Source organism: Rhodococcus sp. AQ5-07 (assembly GCF_009707305.1).
Taxonomy (GTDB): domain Bacteria; phylum Actinomycetota; class Actinomycetes; order Mycobacteriales; family Mycobacteriaceae; genus Rhodococcus_F; species Rhodococcus_F erythropolis.
Genome location: NZ_CP046099.1, coordinates 1,791,748 through 1,814,244, shown reverse-complemented (window position 1 = coordinate 1,814,244; position 22,497 = coordinate 1,791,748). Strand labels below are relative to the sequence as shown.

Here is a 22,497-nt window from a genome sequence, read left to right as displayed (position 1 = left end):
GCGAAGCGGTCAAAATGGACGAGACTGGCTGGGGGTCTCAGTCTCGTGGCGCTACTGTCGAGCCATGGTGAACGGAGATTTACTGAATCGGGACCACCTGGTCGCCTCACTTGCCGCTTTCGAACCTCGGTCGGTCGAATTGGACGGAAGGCGCTCGGCGTCGGTGGTCATCGTCGTCATGCGGACTGCGGACGGAACACCCGTGTTCCCGGTGACGAAGCGGCCGAGCAAGATGCGCGCTCACCCCGGTCAGTTCGCGTTGCCAGGCGGAAGCGTCGACCCGGGTGAGTCTTCCGAACAAGCAGCGGTTCGGGAGCTGTCCGAAGAGTTGGGCGTCGACGTCCCTGAGTCGAACATCATCGGCCGGCTCGACGACTACGTCACCCGTTCGGGATTTGTGATCCGACCGTTCGTCGTCTGGTCCGGTGAGGACATCGGGGGACTGGTACCCAATCCCGACGAGGTGGCCCAGGTGTATGCCGTGACGTCGGAGGAACTCGACGTGGACTCGCGATTCGTCACCATCGAGGAATCACCGAACCCGGTGATCCAATGGCCTTTCCGAACGAGCCTGATCCATGCGCCGACCGGAGCCGTCATCTATCAGTTCCGCGAAGTGCTGAACGGACGGAACACGCGCATCGACAACCTCGAGCAGCCGGTGTTCGCCTGGCGATAAGGTCAGCTCGACACGTTCGGGACAGTTCGGGCTACGGCGCCTCGGCGAATAGTCCGTCGTGCTGTGGAAAGCTGGCCGCACGGCAATCGAAAGACGCGAGGTGTGTGCAGTGAACTCTGGCGAACAAGAACTGGTCCCCACGGATCGGATTCTCACTGTTCCCAACGTGCTCAGTATCGTGCGTCTACTCGCTCTGCCGCTGTTCGCCTACCTGCTGCTCGTCACGCACTCGGACGGCTGGGCATTGGCGCTGCTGATGCTCAGCGGGTTCACCGACTGGCTCGACGGCAAGTTGGCCAGGGTGCTCGGGCAGACCTCGCGTCTGGGAGCGCTTCTCGACCCGTTGGTCGATCGCCTGTACGTCGTGACGACACTGGTCACCTTCGTTGCCCGCGATTTCATTCCCTGGTGGGTCGCGGCGATTTTGATCGGCCGTGATCTTCTACTCGCGTTGACGCTGCCGATCTACCGCCGGCGTGGACTGCCGCCGCCCGAGGTCATCTACCTCGGCAAGGCTGCGACCTTCCTCCTGATGTTCGCGCTGCCCTTGATTCTTGCCGGACACGGAGACTGGGCCATCGGACCGTTCACCCATGCCTTCGGTTTCGCTTTCCTGATCTGGGGAACCGTCCTGTACGTGTGGACTGCTGCGATCTACGTGCTCAAAGCCGTTGACGTTGCGCGAACGCACGAGGTCGTGCCTCGATGAAGTCGACCGGGGAGGACGTCCGTCGTAACCCGGTACCGTCGCTGCTTCGGTCGCTCATGACCGAACATCTCGATCCGGGCTACGAAGCGACGGCATTCGAACGCCAACACGAGCACACGACGAACAGATCCTCGAAGACGGGGCCGTGGCTGGCCCTCGGTGCACTGCTGATCGGGTTCATCGTCACGGTCTCTGCAGTTCAGGCCACCAAGCAGGTGACCGGCACCGAGGAGGTTCGAAGCGAGTTGGTCGCCAAGGTCCGTGACGCGGAGGATCGAATCGATTCGCTGGCCGCGTCCCGCGATTCACTCGGCGGCGACGTCGACGCCGCCCGTGGCGTAGCGCTCGAAGGCGATGCCAGAGGTAGCGCGGTCCTCGATCAATTGCGAGCGGTCGAATCCGGCGCAGGAGCCGAAGCTGTTCACGGGGAGGGGCTGGTGGTGACGTTGACGGACCCGGCCGGACGCCCGAACCTCTCGGATGCGTCCCAGCGCAGCGTCGGCGGTAAGACAGTTGTCCTCGATCGCGATCTGCAGACCGTCGTCAACGCCCTGTGGGCTGGCGGAGCGGAGGCAATCGCCGTCGGCGGCGTGCGAATCGGGCCGACGGTGACCATCCGTCAGGCGGGCGGCGCGATGCTCGTCGACAACCAACCTGTCTTCTCGCCGTACCGCGTCGAGGCGATCGGCGACACGCGCGCGCTGCAGCGAGAGTTCGTCGTCAGCGACGCCTACGTGAGAATGTCGAGCGTCTCGCAACTGTACGGAGTCGGTTTCGCAGTGGCCGAGGACGACTCGTTGACACTGCCGCCCGCGACGCCTCGTGCGGTCCGGGTGGCAACAGAACCCACAGAACCCAAGTGACAGAAGGAGTTCGATGAAGGCCGGTTCCGCCCTGTACGGACTCGCAGCACTGGTCGTCGGCATCGTCTTGGGCGTCGTTTTCAGCCCGCAGGTGCCCGACGTCATCCAGCCCTATCTTCCGATCGCTGTCGTTGCGGCACTCGACGCCGTCTTCGGCGGGCTACGCGCGTATCTGGACGAGATATTCGACGCAAAGGTGTTCGTGGTCTCCTTCGTCTTCAACGTGCTCGTCGCGTCGTTGATCGTCTGGCTCGGCGATCAGTTGGGTGTGGGTACTCAACTCTCGACGGCAATCGTCGTCGTGTTGGGTATCCGGATCTTCGGCAACGCAGCGGCATTGCGACGACGACTGTTCGGAGCGTGAGCCATGTCCGACCACGCCACGACTGACCCCGAAGAACCACCGGTGACGACTACGGGTGAAGGTCGTCACGAGTTGCGTTCGCCGTCGAAACATCGCACGAACGTCGTGTTCGCGATCCTCGCCGCCGTGCTCCTGGGTGTGCTCGGTGTCGCGATTGCCACACAGGTACGCAGCACCGTGGCCGGAGATTCACTCGACGCCGCGCGCCCTGCCGACCTCCTGGTGGTTCTCGACAACTTGAATCGGCGTGAAGCCGCGCTGAGGCAGGAAGTCGCGAATCTTCAGGAATCGCTTGCCACTTTGGAAGCCGGCGGCAACACGGGAGCAGCGCTCGACGAGGCGCGGGGGCGGCTGACCTCGCTTTCCATTCAGGTGGGGACCGCTCCTGCTACCGGACCGGGTGTGACGATGACCCTGACGGATCCAGCAGGGGGCGTCGGCTCCGAAGTGATTCTCGATCTCATCCAGGAACTACGCGCTGCCGGTGCCGAAGCCATCTCGATCGCAGGTGCGAACGGCGAACCCATTCGTATCGGCGTGAACTCGTGGGTGAGCGGGCGCGGCGGCGAGATCGAATTGGACGGAACCCGGATCGAGCAGCCGTACACTGTGACCGCGATCGGGGATCCACCGACGTTGGCAGCAGCGTTGAACATTCCCGGAGGCGTTTTCGACAACGTCGCACGCAACGGCGGAACTTCCTCAGTCGACCAATCGCAGCAGGTCACGATCTCCGTCTTGCGACAATTGAATCCACGCCAATACGCTCAACCCGGAAATTGATCTTTTGCGTCCGACTTTCGGACGGCCTGTGAAAGGAAGCCACTGTGAGTGAGCTCGATACACCTACCGATCTGCGCTACACCGCGGAGCACGAGTGGGTGAAGCGGACCGGCCCGACCTCAGTTCGAGTCGGTATCACCGACTTTGCTCAGTCGCAGCTCGGTGACGTCGTGTTCGTCCAGCTTCCTGCTGTCGACGAAGACGTGACCGCCGGTGAATCGCTCGGTGAGGTCGAGTCGACCAAGAGCGTCTCCGACATCTTTGCTCCGTTCACTGCGAAAGTTCTTGCAGCTAACGGTGAATTGGACGGACAGCCTGACCTCGTCAACACCGATCCGTACAACACGGGTTGGTTGGTCGAGCTCGAGGTCGCCGACGAGGCCACACTCGACGCCGCACTCGCGGCAACGCTGGACGCGGAGGCATACAAGGGACTCACGTCCGAGTAGAAAACCTGCGCGTGGACCGGCCAACTCGTGTTGTGTCGCGGCCTGTCTCGCTGCACGCGGCGGTCTGCGCAGGGTACGGTCGTTAGGTACGCATGTGCCGAGTCGGGGCGCAGGGCCGTATCGAACGTGACTGTGAAAGATGCTCGTGAAGAAAGTGCACTGCGTAGTCCAGTGATTCATGATCTGGATGATTGACCCAGGAGGAGAAACAGTGAGCGAGAACGGTAACGACGCGGGCTATGGGGAGTCGCCGGCGGAGACCACTTCGGTTTTCCGTGCGGACTTCCTCAATGAGCTCGACAACACCTCCTCTGCAACACCGGCCGCCGAGCAGCCGGTTTCGGGCGTGGAAGGCCTTCCCGCCGGAGCCGCCCTTCTGGTGGTCAAGCGGGGACCGAATGCAGGATCCCGCTTTTTGCTCGATCAGCCGACGACGTCGGCAGGTCGGCACCCGGACAGCGACATCTTCCTCGACGACGTGACCGTCAGCCGTCGTCACGCCGAGTTCCGTCAGGAAGATGCAGATTTCCACGTCGTCGACGTCGGAAGCCTCAACGGCACCTACGTCAACCGTGAGCCTGTCGATTCGGCAGTTCTCGCGAACGGTGACGAGGTTCAGATCGGCAAGTTCCGTCTGGTGTTCCTCACCGGCCCTCGTGCCGGCGGTTCGCAGGTTGGCGAGTCGTCAGCAGGTGCGGGTAGCTAATGACGGCAGTGCGGCAGCAGAGCCAGCCCGGAATGTCGATTGGTTCCGTGCTGGATCGGTTGCGTCCAGATTTTCCCGACGTGACGATTTCGAAGATCCGTTTCCTCGAGTCCGAGGGCTTGATCAGCCCACAACGGACACCGTCGGGATACCGCAGATTCTCTGTCGAGGACTGCGAGCGTCTTCGCTTCGTGCTGACCGCTCAACGCGATCAGTACCTGCCGCTCAAAGTGATCAAAGAACAACTCGAAGCGATCGACAGCGGCGCAGCGACGGTGAGTGCAGAAGTTCCTGCGCCTCGTCGTGCTCGCGTCCTGTCGATCGCTACGGGCGATGTCTCACCCGAGGCGTTCCGGGTCGATCGCGAAGTTCGAGTCGGTCGTCAGGACCTTCTCGCTCGCGCCGACATCGACGATCGGTTTCTGACCGATCTGATCCGCACCGGTTTGGTCGTTCCCGGCGCAGCGGGCTTCTTCGACGAGGACGCCGTGACGCTGGCGCGCACCGCGAAGGCGATGTCCGAGTACGGCTTGGAGGTTCGTCATCTGCGGGCGTTCAAGTTGGCTGCTGATCGTGAAGCGGGACTCGTGACCCAGATCGCCGGACCGGTTGCCAAGGGTCGTGACGCCGGAGCACGTGATCGTGCCGAGGAAATGGTCCGGGAACTGGCTGCGCTGTCGCTGACTTTGCACACATGTCTGGTCAAGTCGGCGGTTCGGGGAAGTCTCGATCGCTGAGTTCCTCGATCAGCGGGGCACACTCGAATAGAATTTCAGTACGACCGCATCGGAGTCGGTCGGCTGGATCACGTCAGGTTGGAGGCAAGCTCGATGGGCGAAATGCGTGTGATCGGAGTTCGTGTCGAGCAGCCTCAGAATCAGCCGGTCCTGTTGCTGCGAGAGTCCGACGGCGATCGGTACCTGCCGATCTGGATCGGGCAAACCGAAGCTACCGCGATTGTTCTCGAACAACAGGGAGTCGAGCCGGCGCGGCCGCTGACTCACGACCTGATCAAGATCTTGATCGAATCATTCGGTCGGAGCCTCAAGGAAGTGCGGATCGTGGACCTGCAAGAGGGCACCTTCTACGCGGATCTCGTCTTCGACGAGCAGACCACCGTCTCGGCACGTCCGTCGGACTCGATTGCATTGGCCCTGCGCATCGGCGTTCCGATCTTCGCGTCGGAGGCTGTTCTCGCCGAGGCCGGTCTGGTCATTCCCGACGAGCGTGAAGACGAGGTCGAGAAGTTCAAGGAATTCCTTGACACCATCTCGCCGGACGACTTCAAAGCCACTGACGGTTAGTCCTGTTTGTCCGTAATCAGGCTTTAGTCTTCAACTCTCAAGTAGAGGTTGAGTCTCGGTCGGCGTGTTGCGTTGACCGAGCACCCTCGTGGTCTTACCGTTGCGTGCGGTGGAGATCTTCTCGCCTTGTCGATCGAGGCGTACTCTGGGTAAGTCCACTCATGGAATTACCTGCCTTGGATTCACATCTGAAAGTTCGGTCGGCACGGGATTCTCGTGACTGCTGATAGCACAGGTTGGTTACATGATGGCGAAGCGAGAGGGAGACGGCAGTGGAAGAACAGTCGAATAAGCGCGGAACGGGCATAGCCGATAGTGCCGAGCCGACTGCAGAAATGTCTTCCGAAGAGCTGCAGCCAGGCCTGTTCCCGGACGATTCCATCCCCGACGACCTCGTCGGATATCGAGTACCCAGTGCGTGCCAGATCGCCGGGATCACGTACCGCCAACTCGACTACTGGGCACGGACGTCGTTGGTTGTTCCGTCAATCCGCGGCGCTGCCGGATCCGGTAGCCAACGTCTGTACTCCTTCAAGGACATCCTCGTTCTGAAGATCGTGAAGCGTCTGCTCGACACCGGCATCTCACTGCAGAACATTCGCGTTGCCGTCGATCACCTCCGTAAGCGCGGCGTCCGCGATCTTGCCAACATCACCCTGTTCTCCGACGGCACCACCGTGTACGAATGCACGTCTCCCGAAGAGGTCGTCGACCTCCTCCAGGGTGGTCAGGGCGTATTCGGCATCGCCGTCAGTGGAGCGATGCGTGAACTCACCGGAACGATCGCCGACTTCCCAGCCGAGCGGGCTGACGGCGGCGAAAGCGATCCCAACCCGGAAGACGAGTTGGCTTCGCGACGCAAGAATCGCGCCAGCCGCAAAACCGGATAACGTACGTCACATCTCTTTGGAGGATGCCACGGTGCAGGTAGGCGTTTCGGTCAACTAGACTGGGCCTGCGTCGCCGGCGTACGGGAGAGCCTCGGATACCGATTCACCGAACTTGTCTTTGTCTCAAAGGCCAGTCGTGAGCGGGATCAGGGCGCCGAAGGAGCAATACCTCCCCGTCAATCTCTCAGGCACCAAGGACCGTACGGGCTCCGACGCCTCTGGAAAGCGGTGGGACAACCCACCCGCCGACGGGGAAAGGCTGTGGCTTCCGTCTTCGGCGGATCACTACCGAATCTCTCAGGCGCTCGGGAATCGAGCATGCGACAGAGGGGGAGGAACGCACCGCAGTTCGGTGTGTGTCCTGATCCTCCGATCTGTCTGGGAGTTGTCGTGATCGACGCTGCAAGCCGTATATTTGCCGACCGCCATGTCGGTCCGAACGCCGCGGAACTCGCGCGCATCCTCGAACTCGTCGGGGTCGATTCACTCGACGAACTGGCAACCAAGGCCGTTCCCTCCGTCATCCTCGACGCTGCCCCGAACGGCATCGCGGCCGGACTCGACGCTCTGCCGCTTCCGGTCGGAGAGCACGAGGCACTTGCCGAACTGACTGCACTCGCAGCCCAGAACACTGTCGCGACGTCGATGATCGGCCTCGGCTACTTCGACACGTTGACGCCGCCGGTGTTGTTGCGCAACATCATCGAGAACCCGGCCTGGTACACCGCGTACACCCCGTATCAGCCGGAGATCAGCCAGGGCCGCCTCGAAGCCCTCCTCAACTTCCAGACCATGGTCGCCGATCTCTCCGGCATGGAACTGGCCAACTCGTCGATGCTCGACGAGGCCACCGCCGCTGCCGAAGCCATGACGCTCCTGCGCCGCGCGAACCGCAGCAAGTCCCCACGCTTTGTCGTCGACGCGGACCTGTACCCGCAGACCCTCGCCGTCATCGAGACACGCGCCGAGCCGCTCGGCATCGAGATCGTCTCCGCAGATCTCACTGCCGGACTGCCCGAGGGTGATTTCTTCGGTGTCATCGCGCAGATCCCGGGCGCTTCGGGACGCGTCGTGGACTACACCTCGATCATCGCGGAAGCTCACGAGCGCGGCGCACTGGTTGCCGTCGGCGCCGACCTTCTTGCGATGACGCTCATCACCTCGCCGGGTGAACTCGGTGCGGACGCGTGCTTCGGCACCACCCAGCGCTTCGGTGTTCCGATGGGGTACGGCGGACCGCACGCCGGTTACCTGGCCGTGCACTCCAAGCACGCGCGTCAGCTGCCCGGCCGTTTGGTCGGCGTCTCCATCGACGCCGACGGAGACAAGGCATACCGCCTCGCGCTGCAGACACGTGAGCAGCACATTCGCCGCGAGAAGGCGACGTCCAACATCTGTACCGCGCAGGTGCTCCTCGCGATCCTCGCTGCGATGTACGCGAGTTACCACGGCGCCGAGGGGCTCAAGGCGATTGCGTTGCGCGTCGCTGCCCGCGCACATGCGTTGGCAAACGGCCTGCGCGAGGGCGGCGTGACCGTAGTCCACGATTCGTTCTTCGACACCGTGCTGGCTCAGGTTCCGGGCAAGGCAGCCGACGTCGTCGCTGCGGCCAAGGAATCCGGGATCAACTTGCGTCTGGTCGATGCCGATCATGTCGGTATCTCCTGCGACGAGGCCACCACCGCCGACCACGTCCTTGCCGTGCTCGACGCGTTCGGTATCGAGGATGCTGTTGTCGCCATCGAAGCCGAGGGCAACTCGGTTCGGGCTGCTCAGGAGCGCACGTCCGACTACCTGCAGCACGAAGCCTTCACCCGTTACCGTACGGAAACGGCAATGCTTCGCTACCTGCGCGCGCTCTCCGACAAGGACATCGCCCTCGATCGCAGCATGATCCCGCTGGGTTCGTGCACCATGAAGCTCAATGCGACCGCCGAGATGGAATCCATCACCTGGCCCGCGTTCAACGCGATCCATCCGTTCGCGCCCACGTCGGATGCACCCGGTCTGCTGAAGATCATCAAGGATCTCGAAGACTGGCTGGTCGCGGTCACCGGCTATGACAACGTCAGCCTGCAACCCAACGCCGGCAGCCAGGGGGAGTACGCGGGCCTGCTCGCGATCCGCAACTACCACCTCAGCCGGGGCGACGACCACCGCGACACCTGCCTCATCCCGTCGAGTGCTCACGGCACCAACGCGGCGTCCGCCGTCATGGCCGGGATGCGCGTCGAGGTAGTCGCCTGCCGTCCCAACGGTGACGTCGACGTCGACGATCTGCGCGCGAAGATCGCCGATCACGCCGAGCGTCTCGCCGCGATCATGATCACCTACCCTTCAACACACGGTGTCTACGAGCATGAGATCTCCGACATCTGCGCAGCGGTACACGACGCCGGTGGACAGGTGTACGTCGACGGGGCCAACCTCAATGCGCTTGTCGGCCTTGCCCGTCCGGGCCGATTCGGCGGCGACGTCAGCCACCTGAATCTGCACAAGACCTTCTGCATCCCGCACGGCGGCGGCGGACCCGGCGTCGGCCCGATCGGTGTGCGCTCACACTTGACGCCGTTCTTGCCCGGACATCCGATGGCCCCCGAACTCGGTGGTAGAGGCACGATCTCGGCAGCGCCGTACGGCAGTGCGTCCATCCTGCCCATCACCTGGACCTACATCCGGATGATGGGTGCTCAGGGCCTGCGCCGCGCCAGCCTGACCGCCATCGCGTCGGCCAACTACATCGCGCGTCGACTCGACGAGTACTTCCCGGTTCTCTACACCGGCGAGAACGGCATGGTCGCGCACGAGTGCATCCTCGACCTCCGTGGGTTGACCAAGGACACTGGCGTCACCGTCGACGACGTGGCAAAGCGTCTGGCCGACTACGGTTTCCATGCACCGACCATGAGCTTCCCCGTGGTCGGCACACTGATGGTCGAGCCCACCGAGAGCGAAAACCTCGAAGAGATCGACGAGTTCTGCGAGGCGATGATCGCTATTCGCGGCGAAATCGATCGCGTCGGCGCCGGCGAGTGGACGGTGGAGGACAACCCGCTACGCGGTGCTCCCCACACTGCCGGAAGCATTGCAGCGCAGTGGGATCACCCGTACTCGCGTGAGATCGCCGTCTTCCCGCGAGGCAAGGCTCGCCCGAAGGTGTGGCCGTCCGTGCGTCGTATCGACGGTGCACATGGCGACCGCAACCTGGTCTGCTCGTGCCCGCCGATCGAAGCGTTCGCAGGCAACTAAGGCGTGTGCCCGCCGGAGATCATCACCTCTCGCGTACGAGTTCGAGAACGGTGATCTCCGGCGGTGCGCCGACGCGCACCGGCGGGCCCCAGGCCCCGGCGCCACGCGTCGTGTACAGCACTGTGTTTCCGACCCTGTCCAAGCCTTGCACCGAAGGTTGCTGCAGCGGAACGAGATAGCGCAGCGGCCACATCTGACCGCCGTGAGTGTGCCCGGACAGCTGCAGATCGATACCCATCTCGGACGCCTCGATCGCTTGACGCGGTTCGTGCGCGAGAAGCAAGGCGAAAGTATTCGCATCGCGACCTGCGAGCGCGGCAGTAAGGTTCGGCTCGTACGGGGCCGGCGACGTGTAGTCGTGGATGCCCACGATGTCGATGGTGTCGCCGTCATGCTGGATCGAGGCGCGGCTGTTGCGAAGTGTGGTGATCCCCAATGTTTCCCACACGTCGAGCCATTTGCCACCGTCGTCCGCGTAGAACTCGTGGTTTCCGCTGACTCCGAAGATTCCGTCCGGCGCCTGAAGATCGGCGAGCGGAGCAAGATCGGGAGCAACTTTTGCGACGGTGCCGTCCACGAGATCGCCGCCGATCGCGATCAGATCGACATTCTGCGAGTTCACGATCTCGACCACTTTGCGGGTGAAGTCGACCCCGCGGGCCGGTCCCACGTGCAGGTCGGTGATCAAGGCGATCCGGTATCCGTTGAAGCGCTCAGGTAGGCGAGCAAGCGGCACGCGGACGCGTGAAATCTTGGGGCCCGACGCCTCGTAGACGCCGTAGCCGGCGGTGCCGATCGCCGCGAGAGTGACTGCTGCTGTAGCCAACTGCAACGTACGACGCTTGGCCGGGTCGACTTCGGTCGTGGTATCCGTGCGGCGTGCACGTAGTCGACTGATCCCGGCAAACAGGCCGATCACGAGCAGTCCGGGAATCAGGTACAGCCACGAAGCCAGCCAGACCCATCCGAGAAATCCGATCGGTCGCGCCCAGGACGTCGGGAAGATTTCGCCGCTGCCGACCCCGATGAGCGTCGAGACCGCCAAGACGACAAGCGCAGTGTCGGCAAGACGAGCCCATCGCCTCGGGATGCCGGTGGCGCGAACGAGTCGGCGGTGCAGGAACCAGGTCAGAAGGGCGAGAAGGACTGCAAAAACCGCGACGCGCCCCATCAGGACAGCATCTTGGTCACTGTGGCCGCGAGAGCGGGGTCGGACGTCGAATCGACGCGAACCAAGGTTCCGCCGGTCCGATCCGAGACGTCTTGGAGTGTGGAGACGTCGTCGCCCGCACCGACGACGATCACGTCGACCTGTACCGGACGCGACGGATTGCCCGCAGCGGCGATCGCGCTGAGCAGTTCGGCTCGCGTCGTGGTGGATTCGTCAGGTGTACTCGAGGTGATCAGCAGCACCGAGTTGACTCGTCCCGCGTCGAAACCGTCAACCGCGGCTTTGTAGGAGCTGGCAAGCGCCGGATACTTGGAGGTCTTTCCGCCGGCTCGAAGCCCGTTGAGGAAATCGGTGATGGTGGCGCGCCGATTCGGCTCGGACAGTGAACCGCCCGGAACCAGGATGCGCTCGGACGGTTTTCCGTCGGTGCCCGTGCTGAACTCGCGAAGGCCGATGTCCGAAGCGTCAGGGCTGCGACCCAACTGGGTGTTCACTGCCGCGGCAACGTTCGCCAAGCGGGTAGCGCCACCGTCGTCGGTACCCATCGACGCCGACGTGTCCATCAGGATGGTGGCACTACGCGGAGAGACCGGATTGGCGACGATGTCACCGAGCGCAGCTGCGGTTTCGGCCGAAGCCGGTTTCAACGTGGACGAGATCTTGGCCGGAGACACCGCACCGAGATCGGGAAGATCTTGACCCTCGACCCGGAAACCGGCGCCGACGAACAACTGTGACTGATTCGGCTCACGCATGAAATCGGCAAACTGCGCCGCTGCGCGCGAGGCGGTTTCGTCGATCCCGCTGCCCGAGACGATGACCGCCGGATAGTCCGCGACTGGCGTTGCGCCGGCGGGGGAGTACGTCGTCATCGCCGCGTTCGCGCTCTGCGCTATCGACTGTTCCGTGGCCGGAACGGCTTTCACCGAATCCGGTGTTCCGGCGCTCAGTGCTCCGAGGGCTTCGGCGGTGGACGTGGGGGGACTCGGCAAGGATTGGAACTGCAACGCCCGCGCACTGAGCGCAGCGTTGACCTGCGCGGACTTCGCCTGATCCGTCGTGATCGGACCGGCACCCGCATCGGCGACGTCGGCAGCGATCGCCTGTGCGGCCATCGAGGTTTCGGTACTTCCGACCGGCAGGGCGACCGTCAGATCGGAAGGCAATGACTTCCAACTCGATGCTGCGCCGACCAATGTTGTCGCGGTCTCGGGGCCGGTTGCCAGAACGATCGGGGAACTCGCGAGCGAGCGAGGATCACCGTTGATCACGGCCTTGCCCGCCAGCGGCGCGAGTTCGAACGAGCTCGTCGGGATCCACAGGGAGGGACGCTGTCCCAATGCTGCGTCGTCCCAGGGTGCCGCCGGACCGGCTTCGAGTGCCGTCGAGACCGACGCGGACGGCGCACCGTGCACCACGACGGTGATGCAGTGATCGCGCACGACCGGAGAGGTCTGGGTGTACCGCTTGGCCAGTTCCTCGATCTGTGGGGCGATGGACGGATCCGCGGTGACGTCGAGTGTCTTGTTGCCTTCGACGCACGTACCTGCTGCCTGCTGGCCCTGATCGTCGATCCGGTTGCTGAGGGCCTTCCACCCGAAGAAGCCTGCAACGATCAAGACGATCAGCACGACGACGAGAATCGGCCCCTTGCTGATACCTCTGGCGCCTGACCCGCCGCGATGTTCGCCCACGTACCTTGCCCTACCTTGGTCACTCGAAGAATGTCTGCTGAACGGACTGTGTCCTCGGCCAGTCTAGTGACGAATCTTCGGGGCCTACGCGAACAGCCTCGACACCGGTAGCGGTGCCGAGGCTGTTCGGGTTCAGCTTCGAGTTCGAAGAAGGTGAAATCAGGCGTTGGCAGCCTTGTACTCGCGCCGGCGGCGATGCAGGATCGGCTCCGTGTATCCGCTGGGCTGCTTCGCGCCTTCGAGGATGAGTTCCTTGGCAGCCTGGAACGCGATGTTGGAATCGAAATCAGGTGCCATGTTGCGGTACTCGGCGTCGCCCTCGTTCTGACGGTCGACAACCGGGGCCATGCGCTCGAGTGCACTGACAACGTCGCTCTCGCTGACGATGCCGTGACGCAGCCAGTTGGCGAGCAGCTGGCTCGAGATGCGCAGGGTGGCACGGTCCTCCATGAGCGCGACATCGTGGATGTCGGGAACCTTGGAGCAGCCGACGCCCGCGTCGATCCAGCGGACGACGTAGCCGAGGATGGACTGGCAGTTGTTGTCGAGCTCTTCCTTCTTCTCCGCGTCCGTCCAGTCGGTGCTGGGAGCGAGCGGGATGGTCAGGATGTCGTCGACGCTCGCACGCGGCTTGCCCTTCAGGCTGTCCTGAACAGCGAACACGTCGACGCGGTGGTAGTGCGTCGCGTGCAGCGTTGCGCCGGTCGGCGAAGGAACCCACGCGGTGTTGGCGCCGGCCTTGGGGTGGCCGATCTTCTGCTCGAGCATGTCTGCCATCAGCTCGGTCATGGCCCACATGCCCTTGCCGATCTGCGCCTTGCCCTGCAGGCCGCAGGCCAGTCCGGTGTCGACGTTCCAGTCCTCGTACGCACCGATCCACTTCTGCTTCTTCATCTCGGCCTTGCGCACCATCGCGCCGGCTTCCATGGAGGTGTGGATCTCGTCGCCGGTGCGGTCGAGGAAGCCGGTGTTGATGAACACGACGCGGTCGACTGCTTCCTTGATGCAGGCAGCGAGGTTGACTGTCGTGCGACGCTCCTCGTCCATGATGCCGACCTTGAGCGTGTTCTCGGGAAGCCCGAGGACCTGCTCGACGCGGCCGAACAGTTCGGTGGTGAAGGCAACTTCCTCGGGGCCGTGCTGCTTGGGCTTGACGATGTAGATCGAGCCGGTGCGGCTGTTGTCGAGCGGGCCGTTGGCGTCACTGATCGAGAGGCCGTGCACTGCACAGGTGCTGGTGATCAAAGCGTCGAGAATGCCCTCGGGGACCTCGTTGCCGTCGGCATCGAGGATCGCGGGGTTGGTCATGAGGTGACCGACGTTGCGGACGAACAGGAGCGAACGACCGTGCAGGCTGAGTTCGCTGCCGTCGACGGCGGTGTACTTACGGTCGCCGTTGAGCGTACGAGTGAAGGACTTGGCGCCCTTCTTGATCTCCTCGGACAGATCACCGCGATTGAGGCCCAACCAGTTCCGGTAACCGACAACCTTGTCGTCGGCGTCGACAGCGGCGACCGAGTCCTCGAAGTCCATGATCGTGGTGACGGCCGATTCGAGAACGACGTCCTTGACACCGGCGGCGTCGGTGCTGCCGATCGGGGAGGACGCGTCGATCTGGATCTCGGCGTGCAATCCGTTGTTGAGCAGCAGGATGCTCGTCGGTGCGTCCTTCTCGCCGAGGTAGCCGACGAACTTCTCCGGCTGGGCGAGGGTGGTGACCGTACCGTCTGCCAACGTGATCTTCAGTTCACTGCCGTCGATCACGTACTTGGTCGAATCTGCATGCGACCCCGACGCGAGAGGTGCTGCCGCGTCGAGGAATTCACGCGCCCAGGCGATGACCTTGTCGCCTCGGACCTTGTTGTAGCCGGAACCCTTCTCGGCGCCGTTCTCCTCCGAGATGGCGTTGGTGCCGTACAGCGCGTCGTACAACGAACCCCAGCGGGCGTTGGACGCGTTGAGAGCGAAGCGCGCGTTGAGGATCGGCACGACCAACTGCGGGCCGGCCGTCGAGGTGATCTCGGTGTCGACGTTCGCGGTGGTGACCGAGAACTCGGCAGGCGTCGGCAGGAGGTAGCCGATCTCCTGCAGGAACGCCTTGTATGCGGCAGCGTCGATGGGAGCGCCGGCATGATCGCGATGCCACTGATCGATCTGAGCCTGCAGATCGTCACGCTTGGCAAGCAAATCGCGGTTCTTCGGTGCGAGCTCGGTGATGACCTTGTCGGCGCCGGCCCAGAACGTCTCGGCGTCTACACCGGTGCCGGGAAGAGCCTCCTCGACCACGAAGTCGTAGAGAACCTTGGCAACCTGAAGACTGCCGACCTGAACGCGCTCAGTCATGAATAGCCTCACTTTTCCGAAAGCGGAGCACCACATATGGATGCCATGAACCAACATCAATGTTACCTGGGAGTATTCCCACCGCTGTCCGCGCCCTGAGCTGCGATAATCGGGCGCGAAGAGCTGAAACGATCAAGTGAAATTCGTTCTGTCTAGAGTTTGCGCGCGGAAATCTCGAAACCAGCCGCGCGTAGACGCTCGACCAGGACGTCGCCGAGCGCTGTCGCTGGAGTCAGAACGCCGGTGGCCGGGGGGAGATCCTTGTGGTCCTTCGCCAATGACAACGCAGATTCGCCGAGCATTACCGCCGTCGCGCTGTATCCCGGGTCGCCCTTCGCCTTCACTCGTGAGGTGTATCGAGCGCCGGTCGTGGTCGTGGTGAACACATCGAGCGTGAAGTGCCCCTTCTTCTGGGTGCTCTCGCTCGGGCCCTCGCCGGGTGCAGGCAATACCTTGTCGAGAAGGAAACGCGTCGGAGGTAGAGCGAGTCCGGCGACCAGCGCGCCGAGGCCGACTGCGACACCGCCCGCGATTACCGGTGACACCACCGAGGAGCCGACGCTCATCACCTCGCTGTACTTGAACTTCTTGCCGTACGCCCACTCTCGGAGCGCATTGCTGCGACGGACGACTCGTGTGTTGTACGACGCCATCACGAACGGTGCCTTCCATCCCTTCAACGACGGATCGATCTTCTTGCCGTCGACCACGCTCACGTCGTTCTGTCGTCCGAGGTCCGGCTCCCGGTCACGATCGGGGCTCAGTGAATACGGCGAGGCAGCGAGTTTCCGCAGGCGCGCATCGTCTTTCGACACGTCGATCTGATTGCGAAGCGAATCGATCGTGCCACCGCTCACTCCGCCGCGCAGCGCCGTGACCACCAGCGTTGTGTCGGTGAGCTCACCGGCGCCGTCGGCAGTGACCTTCTCGTGGAGGACGTGAACTCCGAGATCGGAAGGGATGGAATCGAATCCGCAGGAATGGACGATCTTTGCGCCGGTCGAGACCGCCAGCTCATGGTTGGCGTCGATGCTCTCGCGGTGGAACAGCACCTCACCGGTGAGGTCGACGTAATGAGTTCCGGCGGAGGCGCATTCGTGAACAAGGGTGTGACCGTACTTGGCGTACGGGCCGACCGTGGTGGCGACGACCCGAGTTCGCTGCGCGAGCGCCTTCAATGCGGTGGCGTCGTCGGCGTCGGCGATGATCAGGGGGAGATCGGCAGCGGCGGTACCCAGATCGGCGCGAGTGGCTGCCAACTTCTCGAGGGAGCGGCCACCGAGGCCGATCTTCGTGCCTTCGGGAGCATGTTTGACGAGGTAGTCGGCGAGTAGCTTTCCGACGAAGCCGCTCGCTCCGTAGACGATGATGTCGAGTTCTCGGGCGGGCGAGGTTCCAGTCATGGAGCCAGCCTACAAACGCGCACTCGAAAGTGATGTGACCGTGGTCACTCAGCAGGGAGGGGTTCCTTGACGACGAGGATCGGAGCCTCCACTTCGAGCAGGAGACGCTGCAGCGGGCGTTCGAGGAGGAACTTGCCGATGGGGGACATCCGGCGTGTTCCGACGATCAGGAGATCGACACCCGCGCCGTGGACCAGGTTCACGAGCGCGGTCACCGGATCGCCGTCGTGCTCGGTGGTGCGCAGATCCCACTTCGTCTCCGAGAATCCACCGGCGTCGAGCGCTGACTGAATCTCGCCGCGAAGAGCGGCCCGATCGTCCTCGGTGTCTCCGGTGTCGGCCGTGTCCCCGATGTTGACATCGTCCAGGACGTGCAGAACCAGCAGTTCCTCGCTTCGACCCACGGATTCCCGTGCGGCGGCCACGATTGCGGCGCGGCCTTCCGGGCTGTCCTTGTGTACGACGGCGATCGTCATGGTTCCTCCGAGTCGGTGAGCAGGTTCGCAGTCCATTATCGCCTGCAATGCTGTGCCCTACCTGAATTGAGCTACTCGACACGGGGGTTTGGCGGTGACGAGATCGCCACATCGGGGCGCCTAGGTGCTGCCTGTCACCACTGCGGGGTGCCGCCCATCACCACGGCGAGGGTTTGTAATCCTTGAGGAAGCAGCCGTGCAGGTCGACGCCCAACTCGCCCTGAACGATGGGGTCGTAGACGCGGGCTGCACCGTCGACAAGGTCGAGCGGCGCGTGGAAACCTTCGTCGGCCAACCGCATCTTGGTGAAGTGCGGGCGTTCGTCGGTGATCCAGCCGGTGTCGACGGCGGTCATGAGGATGCCGTCGTCGAGCATTTCCTTGGAGCTGGTGCGGGTCAGCATGTTCAGTGCTGCCTTGGCCATGTTGGTGTGCGGGTGGCCAGGGCCCTTGTATGCGCGGCTGAACTGGCCTTCCATGGCGGAGACATTCACGACGTACTTGCGTCGCGCAGCTGCCGCGGCCATCGACGGGCGCAGGCGTGAAACGAGGATGAAGGGCGCGACCGAGTTGCAGAGCTGGACTTCGAGAAGCTCGATCGGATCGACTTCCTCGACGGTCTGGACCCAACTGTTGGTGTGCGCGAGGTCCGGCAGCAGCCCGCCGGCGTCGATGGCGATGCCTTGCTCGATGCGATCGGGTGAAGCCGACTTGGCGACGAGTGCGAGTGAACTGACCGCGTCGGCGGACAGATTTCCGGAGGTGATGCTTGCGACGTCCGACAGCGATCCGGCCAGAGCCGCGGGGTGAGCGTCGCTCGTCTTGCCGAAGGTCAGGACATCAGGGAGTTCACCGGCGGGCAGTGCTCCGGACTCGGCGTCAACCAGAGCGCCGTAGGCACCGGGGGAGCGTCGGACGGTCTGCGCGGCGTTGTTGATGAGGATGTCGAGCGGACCCTGTGCGGCAACGGAATCCGCGAGTGCAACAACCTGGGCGGGGTCGCGGAGGTCGATGCCGACGATGCGCAGACGGTGAATCCAGTCGTTGCTGTCTTCCATCGCCTTGAATCGGCGGATCGCGTCGTTGGGGAATCGCGTCGTGATGGTCAGATGTGCGCCGTCACGCAGCAGGCGCAGCGCGATGTACATACCGATCTTCGCGCGGCCGCCGGTCAGAAGTGCGCGTCGGCCGGTGAGATCAGTGCTCGCATCACGTTTGCTGCGGCTGGTGGCAGCGCACTCGGGGCACAGTTGGTGGTAGAAGGCGTCGACTGCGGTGTAGCGCTGCTTGCAGATGTAGCACGGTCGCGCCTTGATGAGCGTGCCGGCGGAAGCGCCGGCGGTGTTCGACTTGATCGGAATGCCTGCGGTCTCGTCGTCGATGCGATCGGGTGAACCTGTGGCAGTCGCGGCGACTACTTGGCGGTCCGCTTCGTTGACGGCTGCGCGCGAGGCGAGGCGGCGCTTCTTCTTGAGTCGCTTGAACAGATGGCCGACAGCGCGCTGCATGGTGATCGAATCGGGATGCTCGTCGTCGAGTTCGGCGGCTTCGGAAAGGACCTTCAGGCAGATTTCGAGTTCTGCGGGGTCGAGGCCGGTGAGTTCGGCTCGAGCAGATTCTGAATCGGCTGTTTCCAGCGAATCTGCCTGCAGTGCATCCGACTTCTTGGTGTCTGTATCCACTTCGAACTTCTGTTCCATCTCGATCGCCGCTCGCGCGGACTGTTCCCTGGTGCGGGAACTTCGCCAATTACGAGAAAAGCTCCGGTTCGATGAACCGGAGCTTTTCCTGTCTGTCTCAACACAGAGTGTCCGAGGGGGGACTTGAACCCCCACGTCCGTTAATAGGACACTAGCACCTCAAGCTAGCGCGTCTGCCATTCCGCCACTCGGACTCGGCCCCGATTTCTCGGTGCTGGGAAAGAGTATCCGATGCCATCGCCAGGTCCCAAATCGCCCCACTGCTGTGCGCCTTTATTAACCGCCGGGGGTTAATAAAGGCGCACAGCAAAAAGACCCCAACCTGATCAGGCTGGGGTCTTTTTGCTGTATTCGAGTGTCCGAGGGGGGACTTGAACCCCCACGTCCGTTAATAGGACACTAGCACCTCAAGCTAGCGCGTCTGCCATTCCGCCACTCGGACTCGGCCCCGATTTCTCGGTGCTGGGAAAGAGTATCCGATTAGGTCAGCTGCCCCAAATCGCCAGGTTGCGGGGCATTCCGGTCGCCCGCGTCGTTTGATTCGATGGTAGGAAAGTGGAATGACCACAACCCCGAATAATCCGAATCCGAGCAGAGCCGAAGCAGAAGTAGTCGAACTGGTCAGTTCTCTCATCCGCTTCGACACCTCGAACACGGGAGAACTCGAAACCACCAAGGGTGAGCGTGCGTGCGCGGAGTGGGTTGCCGCGCAGCTTCAAGAAGTCGGCTACGAGACGGAATACGTCGAGTCCGGTGCGCCCGGCCGCGGGAACGTCTTTGCTCGCTTGAAGGGAGCTGAGTCGGGTCGAGGTGCATTGATGCTTCACGGTCACCTCGACGTCGTTCCGGCCGAGCCCGCCGACTGGAGCGTCCATCCCTTTGCCGGCACCGTCCAGGACGGTTACGTCTGGGGGCGCGGCGCCGTGGACATGAAGGACATGGTCGGGATGATCCTGGCCCTCGCCAGGCAGTTCAAGGCGGAAGGCGTCGTACCGCCGCGTGATCTGGTGTTCGCCTTCGTGGCGGACGAGGAAGCTGGCGGAAAGTACGGATGCCAGTGGCTGGTCGAGCACCGCCCGGATCTGTTCGAGGGAGTGACCGAAGCCGTCGGTGAGGTGGGCGGTTTCTCGCTGACGGTTCCGCGGCCGGACGGAACCGACCGACGGCTCTACCTCGTGGAGACTGCGGAAAAGGGCCTCGGTTGGATGCGTCTGACGGCCAAGGGACGCGCCGGGCACGGCTCCTTCCTCCACGACGACAACGCAGTCGCGACACTCGCCGGCGCGGTCTCGAGACTCGCTGCTCATCAGTTCCCGATCGTGATCTCGGATTCGGTTGCCGAGTTCCTCACCGCCGTCGGCGAAGAGACCGGATTGGACTTCGATCCGGGATCACCTGACATCGACGGGACTCTCGCGAAGTTGGGGACGATCGCCAACATCATCGGGGCGACGTTCCGTGACACGGCGAACCCGACGATGCTCAAGGCCGGATACAAGGCGAACGTCATTCCGCAGACTGCCGAGGCGGTCTTCGACTGCCGCGTGCTGCCGGGACGGCAGGCCGAATTCGAGCGCACGGTGGACCAACTGATCGGCCCCGACGTAACCCGCGAGTGGATCACCAAGCTGGATTCGTACGAAACGACGTTCGACGGACATCTCGTCGATGCCATGAACGAGGCGATCCTCGCGCATGATCCGGAAGCTCGCACAGTTCCGTACATGCTCTCCGGCGGAACCGACGCGAAGGCATTCGCGAAACTGGGCATTCGCTGCTTCGGCTTCGCACCTTTGCAGTTGCCACCCGAGCTGGATTTCAGCGCGCTGTTCCACGGCGTCGACGAGCGAGTTCCGGTGGACGCACTACTGTTCGGGACACGTGTTCTGGAACATTTCCTGCTCAATTCCTGACGAGCACGTAGATAGATCCGTGAGCTCGACGCACATCGAGCTCTCTTGTCACAGAAAGGATTCGCATGGCGCACGATCCGTACGAACCATTGCCGAAGTTGCCGAGTTTCGAGCTGACCAGTGACGACATCACTGCGGGCCAGCCGCTGAAGCTTACTCAGGCCAGTGGAGCTTTCGGTGTTCCCGGTGGCGAAGACATCTCACCGCAGCTCTCGTGGTCCGGCTTTCCGGCCGAGACGAAGAGCTTCGTGGTGACGGTGTTCGATCCGGACGCACCGACGGCGTCAGGATTCTGGCACTGGGCCGTGGCGAACATCCCCGCTTCCGTCACCGAACTCCCGGCCGGTGCCGGCGCAGCGGACAGCGATGTCCTGCCCGCCGGAACCGTCACCCTCCGCCACGACGGTGGCGGGTTCGGTTTCATCGGTGCAGGCCCGCCTCCCGGGCACGGTCCGCATCGCTACATCGTGGTGGTGCATGCCCTCGACGTGGAGACGCTCGACGGAGTCACCCCTGACTCGTCGCCGGCGTTCCTCGGTTTCAACGTGTTCCATCACGCGATTGCGCGTGCAACCCTGACCGGGACGTTCGAGGTCGAGTAATCACTTTGCTGTGCGCCTTTATTAACCGCGGGCGGTTAATAAAGGCGCACAGCAGTTTCTAGCGAGGGTTCTCAGCTCCCACAGCCTGGGCAATTGACGAGAAACCGGCTGCGCGGACCCGCTTGGCTATGCCCTTGTGGATGCTGCGAGCCCAGAACGGTCCGCCGTAGATGAAGCCGGTGTACCCCTGCACCAGCGTCGCGCCGGCGAGGATGCGTTCCCACGCCTGGTCGGCTGTCTCGATACCGCCGACCGAGATGATGGTCAGCTTGTCGCCGATGCGGGCGTACAGGCGCCGGAGCACCTCGAGCGAGCGGTCGGCAACCGGTGCACCGGACAGCCCGCCAGCGCCGAGTGCAGCTACCTCGGCATCCGGGGTCTTCAAACCGTCGCGGCGGATCGTGGTGTTGGTCGCGACGATTCCGGCAAGCCCGAGCTCGACTGCCAGATCGGCGACAGCGTCGACGTCCTCGTCCGAGAGATCGGGCGCGATCTTCACCAGTACCGGCACGCTGACGGTGTCGAGCACGGCCTGCAGGATCGGGCGCAGAGATTCGACGGCCTGCAGATCACGGAGTCCGGGCGTGTTCGGCGAGCTGACATTCACGACCATGAAGTCGGCCAGCGGACCCAGAAGCTGGGCGCTGGCCGTGTAGTCGGCAGCGGCGTCGGCAGCTTCGACGATCTTGGTCTTGCCGATGTTGGCACCGATCGGCACCGTGACGCGGCGCTGTCGCAGGAAATTCGCCGCGTGACCAGCGCCGTGGTTGTTGAAGCCCATTCGGTTGATCAGAGCGCGGTCGGCCGGAAGTCGGAAGAGACGCGGCGCGGGGTTACCGGGCTGAGCTTGGGCCGTTACTGTTCCGACCTCGGCGAAACCGAATCCCAACGGGCCCCAGGCGTCAACTCCGGTGGCGTCCTTGTCGAATCCTGCGGCCAGACCGAGAGGTGCCGGGAACGTCAGACCGAAAGCCTGACTGCGCAGAACCGGGTCGTCGACGACAAGGACTTTTGCGACCAGCCAGCGAAGGGGAGCGAACCGTGTCACCAGTTTCATCGCGGTGAAGGCAATGTGGTGGATGCGTTCCGGTGGGACTCGGAACATCAGGCTCAGCAGCAGTTGGTACACGATTCTCCAGCTCTTCGATGGTGTGATTTTGTCAGCGGTTTCGATAGCGGCGGGTTCTGGTCGTCTGTTGA

At 63.2% G+C, this 22,497-nt stretch carries 20 protein-coding genes, 2 tRNA genes and 2 riboswitches; of the genes, 13 read left to right on the top strand and 9 right to left on the bottom strand.

Features of this window, described 5'->3' with window-relative positions:
- Positions 1-64 precede the first annotated feature (64 nt).
- The 11 genes from GJB56_RS08425 to gcvP all read left to right on the top strand — a co-directional run bounded on the left by GJB56_RS08425 (position 65) and on the right by gcvP (position 9,996).
- Positions 65-679, top strand: coding sequence for an NUDIX hydrolase (locus GJB56_RS08425; RefSeq protein WP_020969692.1), 615 nt, complete (start codon positions 65-67; stop codon positions 677-679).
- 109 nt (positions 680-788) lie between these two features.
- Positions 789-1,388: a CDP-alcohol phosphatidyltransferase family protein gene (locus tag GJB56_RS08420; protein WP_020969691.1), complete on the top strand. Its 600-nt coding sequence runs from the start codon at positions 789-791 to the stop codon at positions 1,386-1,388.
- Positions 1,385-2,251, top strand: coding sequence for a DUF881 domain-containing protein (locus GJB56_RS08415; protein ID WP_020907836.1), 867 nt, complete (start codon positions 1,385-1,387; stop codon positions 2,249-2,251). Before GJB56_RS08420 ends, GJB56_RS08415 begins: the two co-directional genes overlap by 4 nt.
- 13 nt (positions 2,252-2,264) lie before the next feature.
- The gene (locus GJB56_RS08410; RefSeq protein ID WP_003946178.1) at positions 2,265-2,615 is read left to right on the top strand and encodes a small basic family protein; all 351 of its coding nucleotides are present in this window, start codon (positions 2,265-2,267) and stop codon (positions 2,613-2,615) included.
- Between the two features lie 3 nt (positions 2,616-2,618).
- Complete coding sequence (locus GJB56_RS08405) at positions 2,619-3,398, top strand: DUF881 domain-containing protein (protein ID WP_113684305.1); 780 nt, start codon at positions 2,619-2,621, stop codon at positions 3,396-3,398.
- Positions 3,399-3,442: 44 nt separating this feature from the next.
- The gene (gcvH, locus tag GJB56_RS08400) at positions 3,443-3,847 is read left to right on the top strand and encodes a glycine cleavage system protein GcvH (RefSeq protein WP_019748557.1); all 405 of its coding nucleotides are present in this window, start codon (positions 3,443-3,445) and stop codon (positions 3,845-3,847) included.
- A 211-nt stretch (positions 3,848-4,058) separates the two neighbouring features.
- Complete coding sequence (gene garA, locus GJB56_RS08395) at positions 4,059-4,553, top strand: glycogen accumulation regulator GarA (protein WP_113684306.1); 495 nt, start codon at positions 4,059-4,061, stop codon at positions 4,551-4,553.
- Positions 4,553-5,290 (top strand): transcriptional regulator FtsR, encoded by a 738-nt coding sequence (gene ftsR, locus GJB56_RS08390; protein ID WP_003946161.1) that lies wholly within the window; start codon positions 4,553-4,555, stop codon positions 5,288-5,290. Before garA ends, ftsR begins: the two co-directional genes overlap by 1 nt.
- Before the next feature lie 93 nt (positions 5,291-5,383).
- Positions 5,384-5,857, top strand: coding sequence for a bifunctional nuclease family protein (locus GJB56_RS08385; RefSeq protein WP_003946194.1), 474 nt, complete (start codon positions 5,384-5,386; stop codon positions 5,855-5,857).
- Between the two features lie 335 nt (positions 5,858-6,192).
- Positions 6,193-6,747 (top strand): MerR family transcriptional regulator, encoded by a 555-nt coding sequence (locus GJB56_RS08380; RefSeq protein ID WP_021344354.1) that lies wholly within the window; start codon positions 6,193-6,195, stop codon positions 6,745-6,747.
- 77 nt (positions 6,748-6,824) lie between these two features.
- A riboswitch (glycine riboswitch) is annotated at positions 6,825-6,952 on the top strand.
- A gap of 3 nt (positions 6,953-6,955) precedes the next feature.
- Positions 6,956-7,084, top strand: a riboswitch (glycine riboswitch).
- A gap of 53 nt (positions 7,085-7,137) precedes the next feature.
- Positions 7,138-9,996 carry an aminomethyl-transferring glycine dehydrogenase gene (gcvP, locus tag GJB56_RS08375; protein WP_113684308.1) on the top strand — a complete coding sequence of 953 codons (2,859 nt, stop codon included), beginning with the start codon at positions 7,138-7,140 and terminating at the stop codon, positions 9,994-9,996.
- A gap of 22 nt (positions 9,997-10,018) precedes the next feature.
- Here the strand turns inward: gcvP and GJB56_RS08370 are convergent, their stop codons facing one another.
- The 8 genes from GJB56_RS08370 to GJB56_RS08335 form a co-directional block, all read right to left on the bottom strand.
- Positions 10,019-11,167, bottom strand: a complete 1,149-nt coding sequence (locus tag GJB56_RS08370; protein ID WP_084324764.1) for a metallophosphoesterase — start codon at positions 11,165-11,167, stop codon at positions 10,019-10,021.
- On the bottom strand, positions 11,167-12,861 hold the full coding sequence (locus GJB56_RS08365) for a VWA domain-containing protein (RefSeq protein ID WP_113684309.1): 1,695 nt from the start codon (positions 12,859-12,861) through the stop codon (positions 11,167-11,169). The genes GJB56_RS08370 and GJB56_RS08365 overlap by 1 nt, the downstream gene beginning before the upstream one ends.
- A gap of 159 nt (positions 12,862-13,020) precedes the next feature.
- On the bottom strand, positions 13,021-15,204 hold the full coding sequence (locus tag GJB56_RS08360) for a malate synthase G (RefSeq protein ID WP_019748551.1): 2,184 nt from the start codon (positions 15,202-15,204) through the stop codon (positions 13,021-13,023).
- A 152-nt stretch (positions 15,205-15,356) separates the two neighbouring features.
- Complete coding sequence (locus GJB56_RS08355; RefSeq protein WP_019748550.1) at positions 15,357-16,607, bottom strand: saccharopine dehydrogenase family protein; 1,251 nt, start codon at positions 16,605-16,607, stop codon at positions 15,357-15,359.
- A 44-nt stretch (positions 16,608-16,651) separates the two neighbouring features.
- The gene (locus GJB56_RS08350) at positions 16,652-17,083 is read right to left on the bottom strand and encodes a universal stress protein (protein ID WP_020723653.1); all 432 of its coding nucleotides are present in this window, start codon (positions 17,081-17,083) and stop codon (positions 16,652-16,654) included.
- A gap of 157 nt (positions 17,084-17,240) precedes the next feature.
- Positions 17,241-18,782 (bottom strand): SDR family NAD(P)-dependent oxidoreductase, encoded by a 1,542-nt coding sequence (locus GJB56_RS08345; protein ID WP_003946151.1) that lies wholly within the window; start codon positions 18,780-18,782, stop codon positions 17,241-17,243.
- 108 nt (positions 18,783-18,890) lie between these two features.
- Positions 18,891-18,976, bottom strand: a tRNA-Leu gene (locus GJB56_RS08340).
- Between the two features lie 162 nt (positions 18,977-19,138).
- Positions 19,139-19,224 (bottom strand) — tRNA-Leu (locus GJB56_RS08335).
- A gap of 118 nt (positions 19,225-19,342) precedes the next feature.
- On the opposite strand from GJB56_RS08335, the gene GJB56_RS08330 reads away from it, so the two are divergent.
- Together GJB56_RS08330 and GJB56_RS08325 are read left to right on the top strand one after the other, a co-directional pair.
- Positions 19,343-20,695: a M20/M25/M40 family metallo-hydrolase gene (locus GJB56_RS08330; RefSeq protein ID WP_003946170.1), complete on the top strand. Its 1,353-nt coding sequence runs from the start codon at positions 19,343-19,345 to the stop codon at positions 20,693-20,695.
- A 65-nt stretch (positions 20,696-20,760) separates the two neighbouring features.
- Complete coding sequence (locus GJB56_RS08325; protein WP_113684310.1) at positions 20,761-21,297, top strand: YbhB/YbcL family Raf kinase inhibitor-like protein; 537 nt, start codon at positions 20,761-20,763, stop codon at positions 21,295-21,297.
- Between the two features lie 58 nt (positions 21,298-21,355).
- Here GJB56_RS08325 and GJB56_RS08320 read toward each other — a convergent pair whose 3' ends face one another.
- Positions 21,356-22,426: a quinone-dependent dihydroorotate dehydrogenase gene (locus tag GJB56_RS08320; RefSeq protein ID WP_080910956.1), complete on the bottom strand. Its 1,071-nt coding sequence runs from the start codon at positions 22,424-22,426 to the stop codon at positions 21,356-21,358.
- Between the last annotated feature and the right edge of the window lie 71 nt (positions 22,427-22,497).